The sequence below is a fragment of the Halohasta litchfieldiae genome (assembly GCF_002788215.1).
In the GTDB taxonomy this organism is placed as follows: domain Archaea; phylum Halobacteriota; class Halobacteria; order Halobacteriales; family Haloferacaceae; genus Halohasta; species Halohasta litchfieldiae.
In genome coordinates this window covers 1,097,641-1,111,857 of record NZ_CP024845.1, presented here as the reverse complement: position 1 = coordinate 1,111,857, position 14,217 = coordinate 1,097,641, and the positions used below count along the sequence as shown (strand labels likewise).

The 14,217-nt window shown below is 60.7% G+C and carries 14 protein-coding genes; 6 read left to right on the top strand and 8 right to left on the bottom strand.

The window, feature by feature from the left end:
* Positions 1 to 135 precede the first annotated feature (135 nt).
* A complete protein-coding gene (locus tag HALTADL_RS05640) occupies positions 136 to 1,014 on the top strand; it encodes a NosD domain-containing protein (protein ID WP_089671193.1) in 879 nt (292 codons plus the stop codon).
* 78 nt (positions 1,015 to 1,092) lie between these two features.
* On the opposite strand, the gene mutL is transcribed toward HALTADL_RS05640, so the two are convergent.
* Both mutL and mutS read right to left on the bottom strand, forming a co-directional pair.
* Positions 1,093 to 2,754, bottom strand: coding sequence for a DNA mismatch repair endonuclease MutL (mutL, locus tag HALTADL_RS05635; RefSeq protein WP_089671194.1), 1,662 nt, complete (start codon positions 2,752 to 2,754; stop codon positions 1,093 to 1,095).
* 63 nt (positions 2,755 to 2,817) lie between these two features.
* Positions 2,818 to 5,634, bottom strand: coding sequence for a DNA mismatch repair protein MutS (gene mutS / locus HALTADL_RS05630; RefSeq protein WP_089671195.1), 2,817 nt, complete (start codon positions 5,632 to 5,634; stop codon positions 2,818 to 2,820).
* A 260-nt stretch (positions 5,635 to 5,894) separates the two neighbouring features.
* On the opposite strand from mutS, the gene yciH reads away from it, so the two are divergent.
* Complete coding sequence (gene yciH / locus HALTADL_RS05625) at positions 5,895 to 6,188, top strand: stress response translation initiation inhibitor YciH (protein ID WP_089671196.1); 294 nt, start codon at positions 5,895 to 5,897, stop codon at positions 6,186 to 6,188.
* 121 nt (positions 6,189 to 6,309) lie between these two features.
* Entirely contained in the window at positions 6,310 to 8,076 is a 1,767-nt protein-coding gene (locus HALTADL_RS05620) for a hypothetical protein (protein ID WP_089671197.1), read from the top strand.
* 15 nt (positions 8,077 to 8,091) lie between these two features.
* Here the strand turns inward: HALTADL_RS05620 and HALTADL_RS05615 are convergent, their stop codons facing one another.
* Positions 8,092 to 8,445 (bottom strand): rhodanese-like domain-containing protein, encoded by a 354-nt coding sequence (locus tag HALTADL_RS05615; RefSeq protein WP_089671198.1) that lies wholly within the window; start codon positions 8,443 to 8,445, stop codon positions 8,092 to 8,094.
* A gap of 164 nt (positions 8,446 to 8,609) precedes the next feature.
* On the opposite strand from HALTADL_RS05615, the gene HALTADL_RS05610 reads away from it, so the two are divergent.
* On the top strand, positions 8,610 to 9,137 hold the full coding sequence (locus HALTADL_RS05610; RefSeq protein WP_089671199.1) for a universal stress protein: 528 nt from the start codon (positions 8,610 to 8,612) through the stop codon (positions 9,135 to 9,137).
* A 2-nt stretch (positions 9,138 to 9,139) separates the two neighbouring features.
* On the opposite strand, the gene HALTADL_RS05605 is transcribed toward HALTADL_RS05610, so the two are convergent.
* Both HALTADL_RS05605 and HALTADL_RS05600 read right to left on the bottom strand, forming a co-directional pair.
* A complete protein-coding gene (locus tag HALTADL_RS05605) occupies positions 9,140 to 9,700 on the bottom strand; it encodes an NUDIX hydrolase (protein WP_089671200.1) in 561 nt (186 codons plus the stop codon).
* Positions 9,697 to 10,101, bottom strand: a complete 405-nt coding sequence (locus tag HALTADL_RS05600; RefSeq protein ID WP_089671201.1) for a hypothetical protein — start codon at positions 10,099 to 10,101, stop codon at positions 9,697 to 9,699. Before HALTADL_RS05600 ends, HALTADL_RS05605 begins: the two co-directional genes overlap by 4 nt.
* Positions 10,102 to 10,181: 80 nt before the next feature.
* Here HALTADL_RS05600 and HALTADL_RS05595 point away from each other — a divergent pair, with 80 nt between their 5' ends.
* Positions 10,182 to 11,138, top strand: a complete 957-nt coding sequence (locus tag HALTADL_RS05595) for a DUF5787 family protein (RefSeq protein ID WP_089671202.1) — start codon at positions 10,182 to 10,184, stop codon at positions 11,136 to 11,138.
* A gap of 38 nt (positions 11,139 to 11,176) precedes the next feature.
* On the opposite strand, the gene HALTADL_RS05590 is transcribed toward HALTADL_RS05595, so the two are convergent.
* Positions 11,177 to 11,542, bottom strand: a complete 366-nt coding sequence (locus tag HALTADL_RS05590; RefSeq protein WP_089671203.1) for a hypothetical protein — start codon at positions 11,540 to 11,542, stop codon at positions 11,177 to 11,179.
* 73 nt (positions 11,543 to 11,615) lie between these two features.
* Positions 11,616 to 12,401, bottom strand: coding sequence for a phytanoyl-CoA dioxygenase family protein (locus HALTADL_RS05585; protein ID WP_089671204.1), 786 nt, complete (start codon positions 12,399 to 12,401; stop codon positions 11,616 to 11,618).
* A gap of 134 nt (positions 12,402 to 12,535) precedes the next feature.
* Here HALTADL_RS05585 and HALTADL_RS05580 point away from each other — a divergent pair, with 134 nt between their 5' ends.
* Positions 12,536 to 12,880 carry a four-helix bundle copper-binding protein gene (locus HALTADL_RS05580; RefSeq protein WP_089671205.1) on the top strand — a complete coding sequence of 115 codons (345 nt, stop codon included), beginning with the start codon at positions 12,536 to 12,538 and terminating at the stop codon, positions 12,878 to 12,880.
* A 228-nt stretch (positions 12,881 to 13,108) separates the two neighbouring features.
* Here the strand turns inward: HALTADL_RS05580 and HALTADL_RS05575 are convergent, their stop codons facing one another.
* Positions 13,109 to 14,215 (bottom strand): agmatinase family protein, encoded by a 1,107-nt coding sequence (locus HALTADL_RS05575; protein WP_089671206.1) that lies wholly within the window; start codon positions 14,213 to 14,215, stop codon positions 13,109 to 13,111.
* Positions 14,216 to 14,217 lie beyond the last annotated feature (2 nt).

The following is a 14,217-nucleotide window of genomic DNA, read 5'->3' as shown; positions in this document are numbered from 1 at the left end:
GTACGCCCGTAATTTGATGGGTCACACTGTCACGTCGAATACTTGTTTTAAGGTACCACATATGTACACATGTAGATATTATACAACTGTTGTTGAAGAGTAACAAAACGGGGTATCTCCATTTACTGGGATGCAATGCTACCTGACAAAACAACTCGTAGACGATATCTACGTGCTACTACCGCGCTTGGAGCACTCACGCTGACAAGTGGTGTCGCAGCTGCCGGAAACGAACCCCTTGACGACCGCAAAGAAATGGTCGACGAGATGGAAGCCGACGTAGAGGCTACCGACCCGGACGATCCAACAGAGATCAACGGCTGTACCACAATCACCGAACCCGGAGACTATGTACTCGTCGAGGATCTCGATGTCGATCTCGACTCCAACGAGGCCTGTATCGAGATCGAGTCGAACAACGTAACGTTCGACGGCGATGGATACAGTATCACTGGGTCCGGTAGTGGGCGTGGCATTGAGCCGACAGGAGTCTCGAACGTATTGGTCACGAATGTCTCGCTTGATGATCTCGATGTCGGGATTTCCGCCGAAGAATTCGTTCGCGGGCAGCTAAGCCGGATTGCTACCAGCAACTGCAGAGTAGGTATCGATGTGACCGTTTCGCGGTCAAACGTCATCCGGTTTTGTACCATCGAGGATGGCTCCATCGTCCTCGATGATTCGGCAAACGACATCGTTGTCGAAAATCAGGTGACTGGATCGCCTCGAAGCGGAATTGCTGGCTTTGAGTCGTTTGCCAACTATTATGTCAATAACGTTTCCTCGGGGAATGCGGTGGCTGGACTTCGACTCAGCGAAGCTGACCGAAACGATATTGTGAGAAACACACTCACAAACAATGATGGACCAGGACTCGATCTGATAAGTGCCGAGCAGAATCGCTTCACCGATAACGACCTGAACGATAATGGGGACGGTCCCTGCGCTGTCGACGATGATTCAGCCGATAACGTTTTCCAACTGAACGATCCCGAGTGTGAACCGGACGAGTAAGCCGACTACTCACAACTGTATCGAACACTCACAGGGTGTCCCGATCGGCGCGTCGACGCTGTCGCTGTCACCCCTGTGTCACCGAAACCGCGTCGACCCACGTTCGAACCCGGCCGCGAGTGTCGACTCATCGAGCGAACAAACGGTTGGTCGACCATGCGGGCAAGCAAACGGCTGTTCGCATTCGCCCAACCGTTCTAATAGTGCCTCGGCGTCGGCCTTCGTGAGACGATCACCTGCCTTGAGTGAGGGGTGACAGGCCAGATCCGACAGCAACTCGTCGCGCTGATCGCCCGGCTGTTGGCCAGCAGCGAGCTTATCTAGCGTTTCGACGAGCAGGTCGAGATCGGCAACGCGGCCAAGCGGAGCCGGAACCCCCGAGACGCGGAGCGTTCCACCACCGAAGCGGTCGACATCGAACCCGAGTTCGGCGAGAAGATCGGCATGCGTTTCGGCGGCTGCCGCGGCCGCAGGCGACACCGAGACTGTCTCCGATGGTTCGACCGACGCGGTTGGCACCCCTTCTTCTGCGAGTGACCCACGAAGTCGCTCGTAGTTCACCCGCTCGTGGGCGGCGTGCTGGTCGACGACAAGGAGCTCGTTGCCGTCCTCACAGAGCAGATATAGATCTCGAAACGGACCGATGACCCGAACCTCGCCAAACGGGTCCGAGCGGTCGACAGCAGCGAGTTCGGTCTCGAGGTCAGTTGCTGCGTCCTCTGTTCGGCGAATATCGGCTGTCGTCAGCGCCTTCGAGACGGCTGTTTCGACGCTTTCCTCGATTTCCTCACGGGCCGTGAGTCCAACCTCCTGTTTCGCTGGATGAATGTTGGGGTCGACCGTGCGAGCCGGTGGCGCGATATCGATTGCGGCGACCGGATACCGGGTGCCGGCGATCAGCGAGCCGTAGCCTGCGACTACCGCCCGACGGAGGCCACTGTCGGTGACCGGACGCCCGTTGACTGAGACGCGAACGTGGTCGCGGGTCGACCGGGTAACCGATGGATAACAACAGATGCCCCGAACCGAGAGCCTGCCGTCGCCGTCGACTGTCGTCGCATGCTCAATCGTGGTCGCACGGCTGGCAGTTTCGGCGTTGTAGACGCCAAGGAGAGCGTCCTGAAACCCGCCGCCGCTCGTCGAGAGTGTCTCGTTGCCATTGTGGGTCAGCGAAAATCGGACTTCAGGGCGAGCCAGTGCGTATCGGGCGACTAATTCGCTGATCCGGCCGAACTCGGCGGCTTGACCCGCCAGCGACTCCCGTCTGGCGGGGCGGTCCGCAAAGAGGTCAGTCACTGTGACGGTCGTCCCCTGTGGTCGACCTGCGTTTCGAACGGACAGATCGCCGTCTTCGACACGGAGTTCGGTACCGACAGCCTCGCCGTTGTTGGTCACCAGTTCGAGGGTCGCACAGTCGGCGATTGCTGCCAGTGCTTCGCCCCGGAAACCAAGCGTCGAGACGCCCGTCAGGTCGGTGTCGGTTCCAGTCGGGAGTTTGCTCGTCGCATGGCGTTCGATGGCGCGTTCGGCGTCGGCCTGCGAGAGGCCACAGCCGTCGTCGGCAACCCGGATTCGTTCTGTCCCGTCGCCGTCGACCGTGACATCGATCCGCCCGGCTCCGGCATCGAGTGCGTTGTCGAGAAGTTCGGCGACGACACGGGCCGGGCGCGTGATCACCTCTCCGGCGGCAATCCGCGCAACTGTCGCCTCGTCGAGTCGGTGGATCGTCGGCGCGGACATCGTAGTTGAAGCCAACGCCCCAACCCGTTTAGCGTCTTCGGGCTAGTAGGCGGTGACTAACAGCTACTCTAGTTCCGACCGCAGTTCGTCCAGCGTGTTGAGTGCTTCCAGCGGTGTCATGCTCGCAACATCGAGTGATCGGAGCGCGACGGCGACGCGGACCATCGACTCCTCGTCGAGCGGTGCGTCGACCGCGGGGTCCGGCGTTCCACCAAAGAAATCCTCTTCGGGATAGGAGGAACGGTCGTCGGCGGCGTCGTCGTTGGTCGACTCGGTTTCGAACTCTTCTTCGGGGTAGGAGACGCGGTCGTCGTCGACCGCACTGGTCTGGTCACTGTTTCGGTCGTCTGCTGTGTCACGGCTCGTCTCCGACTGTGTGTTGCTGGTGTCTGTCGGCTTGGAGTTGGGTAGCACCGTCGGCTCACCGGTTGGTCTGTTCTGGCCTTCGGTCCCATCGACAATCGACCGCGCGCGGTCGACGACCGTCTCGGGAACCCCGGCCATCCGGGCGACCTCGATCCCGTAGGACGCCGAGGAGGCCCCCGGTGCGATCCGGTGGAGGAACGTTATCTCGTTGTCCTCGCGGGTGGCCGCGAAATGCAGGTTGAACACGCCCTCGCGTTCGTCGGCGAGCCCCGTCAACCCGTGGTAGTGGGTCGCAAACAGCGTTAGTGCGCCCAGTTCGTCGTGGATGAACTCGGTGGTGGCGCGGGCAATCGCCAGCCCGTCGGCGGTGCTCGTGCCCCGCCCGACTTCGTCGAGCAACACGAGGGTGTTGTCGGTTCCATCGTGGAGGATTTCGGTGAGTTCGGTCATCTCACGCATAAACGTCGACTGGCCGCCGGCGATGTCGTCGCTGGCACCGACTCGCGTAAAGATGCGGTCGAGAACCGGGAGCTCGGCGGCCTCCGCCGGAACGAAGCTCCCGATCTGGGCCAGCACGCAGGTCAGTGCGACCTGCCGCATGTAGGTCGACTTCCCGCTCATGTTCGGGCCGGTGATGATCGCTACCTCGCCGCCTGAGAGGTCCGCATCGTTCGGCACGAAGGACTCCTGGGTGGTTTCGACGACCGGATGTCGACCGCCCTCGATGTCGATTCCGGTATTTGTTGCATCGGTCGACTCCTCGGACTCCGAATGGAACGTGGGTCGGATGTACTCGCCTTGGTTGGCGGTGATTGCAAGCGAGCAGATCGCATCGAGTTCAGCGATGGCGGTTGCCAGTGCCTGAATCCGCTCGGTTTCGGCGGCTACCTGCTGTCGGACCGAACAAAACAGGTCGTATTCGAGACTGTCAGCGCGCTCTGCGGCTCCGAAGATCTCGTCTTCTCGCTCCTTGAGTTCAGGTGTGTAGAACCGTTCGGCATTTTTGAGTGTCTGTCGACGCGTGTAGTCGTCGGGCACCTTGTCGAGGTTCGGGTTCGTCACCTCGATGTAGTAGCCATGGACCTGATTGTGGCCGACCGACAGCGAGTCGATACCGGTTCGCTCCCGCTCGGTCGCCTCTAAGTCGGCGACCCACTGTCGACCCTCTGTTTCGGTCGTCCGAAGCGCGTTGAGGTCGTCGTCGAACTCGGGACGAATCACGCCGCCCTCTGTGAGTTCTGTCGGTGGGTCAGCCACGATAGCGTCGTCTATGAGTTCGGCAAGCTCTGCCAGTTCATCGAGTCGCTCGCGATAGTCGGCGAGCGCGTCGAACTCCGAGAGGGCCTCCTTCAGCTCCGGGACAACCGACAGCGTCGACTGTAGCGACCGGAGGTCCCGCGCATGCGCTCGTCCGCGTGAGATGCGTCCGACGAGCCGTTCGAGGTCGTAGGCCTCTTTTAAGAGGTCGTGAAGCTCCGTTCGGGCCACCGACGCGTCGGTGAGTGCTTCGACGGCATCGAGTCGGGCCTCGATTTTATCTCGGTCGACCAGCGGGCGGCGGAGCCACCGTGTGAGACAGCGTCGACCGAGCGCGGAGGCCGTCTCGTCGATGACGCCGAACAGCGTGTCGCCAGCACCCGGCCCACGGTTCTCGAACAGTTCGAGGCTGCGGAGGGCCGCGGCATCGAGGCGGAGTTGGCCCCGTGGATCGTAGCGGCGGATCCGGGAGACGTATTCGAGGGTGCCATCGTCACCTTGCGTGTACTCGGCGTAGGCCAACACTGCGCCACAGGCCCGGAGTTCAGCGTCGTTTTCGACGCGCCCCACGGGATCCGAAAGGTAGCCAGCCAGACAGTCGACGGCGGCCGCACGCTCGAAGCACGCGGGGTCGACCTCGCTTTCGAGCCAGCCCGCGGTCGCGTTCGCCGGTGTGATCGACGGCATCTCGGGGCCGACCAGGAGTTCGGCGGGCGAGATACGGTCGAGTTCCTCGCTGACGTCGGCGGTGGTGGGGACGCTCGTCACGGAACATTCGCCGGTCGAGACGTCGACCGCGGCAACCCCGAACTCGTTTTCGTCGCGGACGACGCTTGCGACGTAGTTCGTGGTGCCGGCTGCCAGCAGTTCGTCTTCGACGACAGTGCCCGGGGTGATAACGCGGGTAACAGCCCGGTCGACCAGCCCGGTCGCGTCGGCGGCATCCTCGACCTGATCGGCGATGGCGATCCGGTAGTCGGCGTCTACCAGTCGCTTGAGATAGGAACTCGCGTTGTCGATTGGAATCCCAGCCATCGGATAGGTGCCGGTCGAATCCTCACGCTGGGTCAGCGTTACCTCACAGATACGGGCAACCTCCTCGGCGGCCTCACAGAAAGCTTCGTAGAAGTCACCGACCTGAAACAGCACGAGGGCATCGGTGTGAGCCTCACACAGCTCCAAATACTGGCTCAACATCGGCGTCAGCTCATCCTGCTTGTCGGCCATCGTTGATGGGGGCCCGGTCACGGTTGTCATTAGCGGTAGGGAGTCCCCAAGCGACATAAACGACTCGCTAATATCAAGAAATCGAGATATACTCGATCTCCGATATAGGCTCTCAGTTGGTAACAGGAGAACAACGTTTCTACTGTCGACTGTCTGGTGTTCGGGACGGTAACTAACCAGAGACTACCGCTGGTAGTGATTGATAAGCTGGTTCTACCAACCACGACCGGAGATGTCCACCGAGAGTTCCCGACACTGTTTAATATACCCGTCTTGTACGTCCGGATGTAATGTCGGAAGTCTGCTCGACGTGTGGATTGCCTGATGAACTCTGCGTCTGCGAAGACGTCGCTAAGGAGTCTCAACAGATCAACATCCGCATCGACGAGCGCCGCTATGGAAAAGAGGTAACGGTCATTGAAGGATTCGACCCCCGAGACGTGGACATGAGCAGTCTCTCGTCGGATCTCAAATCGAAGTTCGCCTGCGGAGGGACGATTGAGGACGATTCAATCGAACTCCAAGGCAACCACCGCGGCCGCGTGGAGGACTTCCTCCGCGACAAAGGCTTTACAGTCGCGTGACCAGCACCTAACTCCATACGTCGGGTTGCCGTTGTTTGTATTCTCCCGAGCGACTGCGTTGCTTTCGAATACCTATCAGATACCCTGAAAAGCTATCAGTGGCGCGTCCTTCGCTCCCGGTATGCGACGTCACGTTGTCACCGGATTCATTGTCGTGCTGGTTGTCGTCAGCGCGGTTGGGGTTCCGCTGGCCACCGCAACGCCGGTCGACCCGACTGCCTCCACCGCCGAACAGGTCGTTACATCGACTGGCACAACACAGAGTGTCGACGACGAGATCCGGATGACGACAACGCTCGACCGGACGCCAGACCGGACCGGTGAGATCACCGCGACGGTCTCGTTTCGGATACCCGGCCGTGTCTCAGAGCTGACTGCCCGGCTTCCTGAGGGAGTCGGTGTAACCGATACGGATGGGTTTGAACGGGATACCGAGACGGCCTACGAGTGGGACGAACAAACTGACCGGCCTTCGGTGACGTTCCGCGTCGACGCCGATAGACTCACCGACGGTGAGGGGCCGCTGGCCGAGGACGGACGGTATCTGTTTGCCGACACCGAAGAGTGGTCGCTCGTTCGGATTCCGTCTGTCGGTCTCGGGTGGCGATACACCGGGAGCCCGGGGCCGACGGTTACCCGTGAGACCGCGGTCGACGGCGACGGTGCAGTGGGCGACCGGATGGCGTTTCTCGGTCCCCACGAGGTCAAGACCCATACCGCTCATGGCCAAACGTTCCGGCTCGTCGTGCCGGATGCGGCTGATCTCACTGAATCACCCGACGATATCTTCGACTCGTTGAGCCACGCCTCCGATTCGCTCCGTGTCGGTGACCGGGATTCGGATGTGCTCGTGGTTGCTGCACCGACTGACGCCGTCGACTGGGGTGTCCGTGGCCTCCAAGTCGGCGAGAGTGATATGTGGATCCAAGACAGCGAGCGACTGGATGTTGCCACAAACGTCTGGATTCACGAGTACGTCCACACGAGACAGGCCGCTCAGCGTCCGGCCGCCGAGACACGGTGGCTCACCGAGGCAACTGCGAGCTACTACGCGGCGTTGCTCACGCTCGAACAGGATCGAATCGAGTTCGACCAGTTCCGCCGCGTGCTCGAAGAGGGCACCGTCGAGCCGCAGTCGACCGCGGTACTGAGCCAGCCCGACAGCTGGGAAAACAACGCCAACTACTGGAAAGGGTCGCTCGTCGTTGGCGAACTCGACCGACAGATTCGACTGGAAACCGGGAGTGAAGCGAGTTTCGAGACCGTCTTCGGCTCACTCAACGACCATGCCGAGAGCTCTGTCGACGATGGGACTCTCACCGCGAGCGATTTCGAGCGATCCGTCACAGCCGCCGGGGGTGACGACGTGGCAACTGAGTCGACTCGCTACACCACGACCGACGCCACGCCAACGATGTGGGACGCCGAGACACACGGCGAGGCGTTCGGACAGCGTCCGGCCCGGTTCAGTTTCATGCTCGCTGACGACGATCCGATCCGAATCTCCGGCTCCAACGGCACCAAACCGCTTGCCGGCACGTCGGGAACGCTGACCGTCGGCGAGACACTCATCGTCGACATGGTCGCCCAAAACGTCGGTGGCACAGTCGGCTCCTACGAACTCGTGTTCCAAGTTAATGAAAGCCAAACGACCGCCACGGGGCGGCTCAGGCCGAACGAAACGTCGACCCACCAGTTTAACCACACGTTCTCCGAGCCGGGACAGTACACGGTCACGGTTGGTGACGAACAGTGGGATATCCGTGTCGAAGAGCCGGAGACAGCCTCGGAGTCGCTCCCGGTCGACGTCGAAACGCCGGGATTCGGTGTGATTCCGGCAGTTAGTGCCTTCCTACTAGGGGGGCTCCTTGCGCGTCGACGGTGCTAGAACCAACCCACGGCGTCAGAACGGGGCGTCGGGTCCTTCCGTGGCGTCGGTGGTCTCGGTATCGAACTCACCGTCCCATTCGGTCAGGCCGCCGTGCATGCTCTCGACGCGTGCCGTGTCGGTCCCTTCGTAGGAGCCGATTAACCGGGCGGCCTGCACGCTGGCCTGCCCATGCGGACAGACAGTCACGATTCGGTCGGCCTCGGCCAGCGACTCGACGCGCTGTGGGAGTTCGTCGAACGGAATGTTCTCGCTCCCGGGAATGTGGCCCCGCCGAAAGGCGGCAGGTGAGCGAATGTCGACGATCCGTGGTGCCTCGGCTGTCTCCAACAAGGATTCGACCTCCGACGGGCTGATTTCGCCGTCCATACCCATCCTGACCGTCGAGTCCAAATAAGTCCCTCGTCGTATCTGTGCGACGACGATGCAGTGGTCGACCGTTCAATTCGGAACGCCGGACTGTTTGGTTAAGCTGAGAATAGACAGAACACTTATATAATTATCGTTCGTACTAGAAAAGGACGTGGTACCCCATGTACGATAACATCCTCTATCCCACAGACGGGAGTAAAGGGGCCGAAGCAGTGGTGGATCATGCTCATGACCTCGCATCCAAGTACGATGCGACGCTACACGTCCTGTTCGTCGTCGACGCCGAACACATCCAGTCAGGGATGGTGCCCCGGCATGAACGGGGCGAACATGGAGAGGGCGAAGAGCGGGTCACGGGGATGATGAAACGCGACGAGAAGACCGCTGGCGAGGGCCACATGTCGCGGCACAATGACGAGTTTTTGGAGGCGATCAAAGAGCGGGGCCACGAACTGACAGATGCGGTCGCCTCGGAGTTGGCCGAAGGAGGCGTCGATACCGTCACCGCCGTCAGGGAGGGTGAACCGCATCAGGTGATTACGGAGTACGCCGAGGAAGCAGACATCGACCTGATCATGATGGGCACCCACGGTCGACGTGGAATTCGGCGTCGACTAATCGGCAGTGTCACCGAAAAGGTGGTCAGAATCTCGGATCGACCGGTGATGACTGTCCGGCTCTCGGAGTAGCCCTACAGCAGTCCATCGTTTTTTGCCAGTAACACACCTTCGATAGTCGCATCGTTGGTCGGGTCGGCCCGTGCGACCGACACCGCCTCCTCGACGGGCACCGTCCGTGGAACGAGAAACTCGTTGGAATCGAGTTCGCGGTCGACAGGCGACAGCCCCTCGGCAAACACGAACCCACGGCGATGTCTGAGCAAGCCTGTCGAACACCAACACTCCTCGATTAGCGACGTCGAGTCGGGGTCGAAGCCGGTTTCCTCCCGGAGTTCGCGGGCCCCCGCTTCGCAGAAGCCTTCGCCGGGTTCGACGATCCCCGCTGGAAGCTCTAGCTGTGTCTCTCGAACCGTTGGCCGGTACTGCTCGACGAACAGGAGGTTGTCGTCAGTGACCGCAACAATAACGACCGCGGGCGCGAGTTCCGCCCAATAGTATTTTTTCGTTGATCCGTCGGGCTGGTCGACCAGATCGTAGCCGCCGGTGTACCAGCCGGTTTCGTACTCGGTGACCGACTCGATCACCGACCACTTCGGGTCGGCCAGTTCGGCGAGTGGGTGGGGGTCGCTCATTGAGTGACTCCCGACTCATTGACGATTGCCACGCTGTAGCGCTCTTCGTCCAGTTGTATAATCACACGGTCGCCACTGTCGCGAGCGGCCCCCGGTTCCAACTGCTGGAGCGCGCTGTGCTCGTCGAACGGGGTATGGGTAAACGCCTCCTTGAAGCCGCCGAGTCCGCGCTGGTAGCCCTCCGAGCGACCATCATCGGCAGCGAGGGCCGTCGTGAGATACGGATACCGTCGTTCGCTGATATTTCCGACGTCGACTGCCGTCTCGGTGTCGTCGGTAGCGCTGACTTCGAGATAGTACTGCTGGCCCGAGCCGAGATAGCTGGGGAGTGCCCCCAGCGCCAACAGCACGACCACTACCAGCCCGACCGCAATGAGGGCGTTTCGCATGATTCGGCGCATACCAGCGGTAAGGGCCCTTTTGGAATAGGAATTTCGACAGGAGTCGACCGGTTTATTCTGGTTGCACTCTGAGACCAACCATGGAGTTCCGGTTCGAGGTTGCGCTCTGTAGCTGGCTCGAAGCCACCACCGAGTGGCTCGTCGCCCGCCAGCTCGGTGGTGCGGTTGCCTCGCCCGGCAGCCGAATCGTCGACGTCTGCTGTCTCGAACCCGGTCCCGAGTTCGACCAACGAACCCGAATCACGAGTCAGGAAATCCCGTCGCTGGCAATCGAAAGCGATGTCGGTCTCGGGGAGGCCGTCTTCTGGCGGGATGCCTTCGACTGCAGTGCCGACCACGCCCGGAGCGTCATCGAGCGTGCGGTCGACTGCGGCTTTTTCGAGACCGAGTACCGCAACGGTCGACAGTACGTCCGCCAGACCACGCGGTACCCCGACTGGATCGGTCGACTGGTCGGCATCGAAAACAAACCGGATCTCGGTAGGCCGGGTGATCTCGACCGACAACTTCGGCTCGATGTCTCGTTGGGGCTGTTCGACGAGGTAATCCTCGCCACCAAGAGCTACGTCACTCGTGCCCATCTCAACCGACTCCCCGAGGCGGTCGGCGTCTGGCGGTTCGACCCCGATTCTGGGGAGCGGACGGTGGTTCGGGAGTCGACACCGTTGTCGACTGCGGAGCCGGGCGTCGAACTGCTGGAATCGAAGCCATTACGGACGGATATCGAGTTCGTGACGCCCGCCCAAAAGGAGGAAAAACAACGCCGGATCGCCGAACGGGCCTACGGCAAGGGGTGGCGAAATTACGAGTTCCCGGCCTGCCAGCGAATGACGGCGACTGATGACGGTCGACCTCACTGTTCGTGGTTTGACTGTGTGGTCAACCCCGCGGTCGACTGTGGGTCGAACTGCGAGGGATTCGAATCGGGTGCGTCGCCAGCAGTGGATCTCGAAGCGCTTCGAGACAGCCGCAGCCGGTGGGTCGCTGATCCCGAGGGCGTGAGTCGCACCCAAAGCGGTCTCGACCGGTTTTCGTAGCTCGTAGGAACAGCCTACCGAAGCGTCGCTCTCAGTAGTTAGGGACTATCGGGGGTGACGACGGTGTCGATCTCGTCGGCCTCGTAGGTGAGTCGGACCGGATGGCCGGTGTGGCGGGCGTGGGTTTCGGCCCAGCGTCTGGCTGGGCGTTCGTCAAGATAGGCGTCCTCGTCGCGGCACTGCTGGCAGTCGACGACCCACGGGGAGATGTCGTCGGGAAAATGGCCCGTGTGTCGTTTGTGATCGAGAGCAAACTGCTCGAACGCCTGATTGCCCGCATACAGCGTTTCGAGTTCGTATGTTAGTTCCCACGACTGGTCGCACCGCGAACAGCTGATCGTCGGCGTGTCGTCGACTGCGTCGACGGTTGGCGCGTGGTCGGTATCATCTGGCGAAGTCGGCACAGCCTCCGGTAGCGCCGCCGAACGTATATCTCTACTCACCTGTGGTCGTGGCCCGGCTTCGATGCCACCGGTCTCACACGCAGCCGGGGAACTCCTCGCCCCGAATGTGGACCGCGTCGACCCACGCTGGGAGTTCCTCGTCCGACTTGGTGAACCGCGAGCGGGCATCCATGTAGGACATGATCAGCGCCCGTCGCCACTGGTCGGTCGTGTTCGGTGCGGTATAATGTGGGGTTAAACAGTGGGTAAACAGCACACTTCCGGCGTCCATCGGGATCTCGACGAGATCTTCCTCCGAATAGTCGGTGTCGTTGATCACGGTATCGGTATCGTATTCGACGGCCTCGTGGGTGAGAATGCCGTCCTTGTGTGCGCCCGGAATGACGGTCATACAGCCGTTTTCGGGGGTCGCGTCGTCGAGTGCAATCCACGCCGTGAGGTGATCCATCGGCTGGATGGGATAGTAGGCGGCATCCTGATGGAGGCCCTTCTCGCTCCCCACGGAGGGTGGTTTGAACATCGCCGCGCTCCGCAGGAGTTTGAGGTTCGGTCCCAGAAGCTGGGTGGCCACCTCGGTGATCGTTTCGTGGTTCGCGATCTCTGCAAAGACGTCGTCTTCTTGGACCATGCCGAGGCCCTCGAACTTTCGGACGGCGTCGCCCGGTTCGTCGACGTCCAGTTCGCCGCGTTCGACGCGTGGTTCGAGCTGCTTGTTGAACGTCTCGGGCTCACGGTCGCCGTGGGTGTACTCGCGGAGGCGTTCTTTGACGCGGTCGACGGTCTCTGGAGAGAGGGCGTCGTCGTCGACGAGATAGCCTTCGGTCTGGTACTGTTCGAACTCTGCATCGGAGAGTTGCATACTGAGTACGAGGTGGTATTTCCAACTAATAGTTTCTGTCTCAGTCCGTGCATAGTCAGCGACCGTCGACTGTAGCTATTGGCATCCATCTCGCCATAACGCCTGTGATCGCATCCGTGGATGTATGGTCTGCGATGGCAATTCAACAGCTCCAACAGCAAGATAGCGACATCAGCGAGTGTATCGATCTCTGCTCGGAGGCTGCCCAAGCCTGCGAGATGTGTGCGGACGCCTGCGCCGAAGAGGGCGAGGAGATGGCGCGGTGTCTCCGCCTCTGTCGGGACGTTGCCGACCTCGCCTCACTCCACGCCCGGTTTATGAGTCGTGAGTCCGAGTTCCACGCCGAACTGGCCGGTATCTGTGCCGATGCGTGTGAAGCCTGCCGCGACGAGTGCGAGCAACACGACATGGACCACTGCCAGACCTGTGCCGAAGTCCTCGAACCCTGTATCGAAAGCTGTCGATCGATGGCTGCCTAAGATCTGGACCGTGTAGTAGCCGACTAACAATTACTTTCGGTCCGGTTTGTCAGGGTGCGCGACGGTGGTGTAGTAGAATCACACGGTCGTTCCACGACCGTAACGCAGCGTGCAACTCCTGCCCGTCGCATCGGTCGACTTCGCCGTCGACGTCATATTTTGTCGGACAGTTCGAAACCAGCAGCTGCCAGCTTTACAAACAGACTCTCAAAAAACTGAAATAATGCGTTAGTCGTCGGCCGGCTGGACCGGTTCTGTCGGACCGAGCGGCTCTTTCGGTTTGATCGGTGAGCCTTCTTTGAGTCCTTTTTTAGCGAGTGCCATGCTTCCCATGACCTCGATAATGAGACGATTGGCGAGCCCACTGGTGACACCGCCGTTGTACGAGTTCGAATCACTCGTGTCGTAGGCCGGTGAAACCTCGACCACGTCGAAGCCGAAGTTCTCGGGATCGAGTGCTTTGACGACCTCACGAACCATGTAGATCGCCTCACGAGGAACGAGTCCACCGGGTTCGGGTTCACCAGTTCCCGGTGCATAGGCAGGCTCCATCACGTCGACATCGAATGAGACCCACACTGCGTCGGTGCCATCAGTCGCACGCTGGACTGCATCGGCGACGATGTCATCGAGGTCCATCCCAGCGACCTCCATTGAGGTGTACCACTTCATGTCGGCCTCGCGCATCTCCTCGTAGGTGTCGGGACCGGGCCAAAAGCCACGCGGACCGATCAAGGTGTAGTTCTCGCCACCCATGATCCCCTCGTCGTAGACTCGCTTGACCCACGCGCCGTGATCGTACTCGAAGCCGGTCAACCCTTCGTCGCCCGTGTCGGCGTGACAGTCGAAGTGGATCAGGCCGATATCCTCGTAGCCGTTGGCCTCGGCCCAGCCCTTGATATCCGGGTAGGAAATCGAGTGATCGCCACCGATGACGATCGGGGTTGCCTGCTCGCTTACCTCGGCGACAGCGTCCTCGATGTTCAGTTGACTCTGTCGGGTATCACCGGGCGACACCGCCGCATCGCCAGTATCGGCGACTTGGAACGTATCGAATGGGTCGACGCCGGTTTCGATGTTGAAGTGTTCGTACGGCGGCGAGGGAACTGTCGAGGCCGCACGAACCGCACGTGGCCCGTAGCGAGTGCCCGGACGGATCGTCGTCGCAGTATCGAGCGGGGCACCGATAATCCCGATGTCGACGTCCTCCTCGCTCAGCTGATCACGGTCGACTTCCGGGAGCTTCAGGAAGGTTGGAATCCCACTAAAGATGGGTTCGTTCGATTCTTTGTACTTGTCGCCATACATCTCTTCTCCAGATTTTTCGTCGCTCATGT

Excerpts from the sequence above, each read along its gene's own strand:
- mutS (WP_089671195.1), bottom strand. The coding sequence starts at position 5,634 with ATGACAACCGTGACCGGGCCCCCATCAACGATGGCCGACAAGCAGGAT.
- mutL (WP_089671194.1), bottom strand. The coding sequence starts at position 2,754 with ATGTCCGCGCCGACGATCCACCGACTCGACGAGGCGACAGTTGCGCGG.
- HALTADL_RS05595 (WP_089671202.1), top strand. The coding sequence starts at position 10,182 with ATGGAGTTCCGGTTCGAGGTTGCGCTCTGTAGCTGGCTCGAAGCCACC.
- HALTADL_RS05600 (WP_089671201.1), bottom strand. The coding sequence starts at position 10,101 with ATGCGCCGAATCATGCGAAACGCCCTCATTGCGGTCGGGCTGGTAGTG.
- HALTADL_RS05610 (WP_089671199.1), top strand. The coding sequence starts at position 8,610 with ATGTACGATAACATCCTCTATCCCACAGACGGGAGTAAAGGGGCCGAA.
- HALTADL_RS05620 (WP_089671197.1), top strand. The coding sequence starts at position 6,310 with ATGCGACGTCACGTTGTCACCGGATTCATTGTCGTGCTGGTTGTCGTC.
- yciH (WP_089671196.1), top strand. The coding sequence starts at position 5,895 with ATGTCGGAAGTCTGCTCGACGTGTGGATTGCCTGATGAACTCTGCGTC.
- HALTADL_RS05605 (WP_089671200.1), bottom strand. The coding sequence starts at position 9,700 with ATGAGCGACCCCCACCCACTCGCCGAACTGGCCGACCCGAAGTGGTCG.
- HALTADL_RS05615 (WP_089671198.1), bottom strand. The coding sequence starts at position 8,445 with ATGGACGGCGAAATCAGCCCGTCGGAGGTCGAATCCTTGTTGGAGACA.
- HALTADL_RS05640 (WP_089671193.1), top strand. The coding sequence starts at position 136 with ATGCTACCTGACAAAACAACTCGTAGACGATATCTACGTGCTACTACC.
- HALTADL_RS05580 (WP_089671205.1), top strand. The coding sequence starts at position 12,536 with ATGGCAATTCAACAGCTCCAACAGCAAGATAGCGACATCAGCGAGTGT.
- HALTADL_RS05575 (WP_089671206.1), bottom strand. The coding sequence starts at position 14,215 with ATGAGCGACGAAAAATCTGGAGAAGAGATGTATGGCGACAAGTACAAA.
- HALTADL_RS05585 (WP_089671204.1), bottom strand. The coding sequence starts at position 12,401 with ATGCAACTCTCCGATGCAGAGTTCGAACAGTACCAGACCGAAGGCTAT.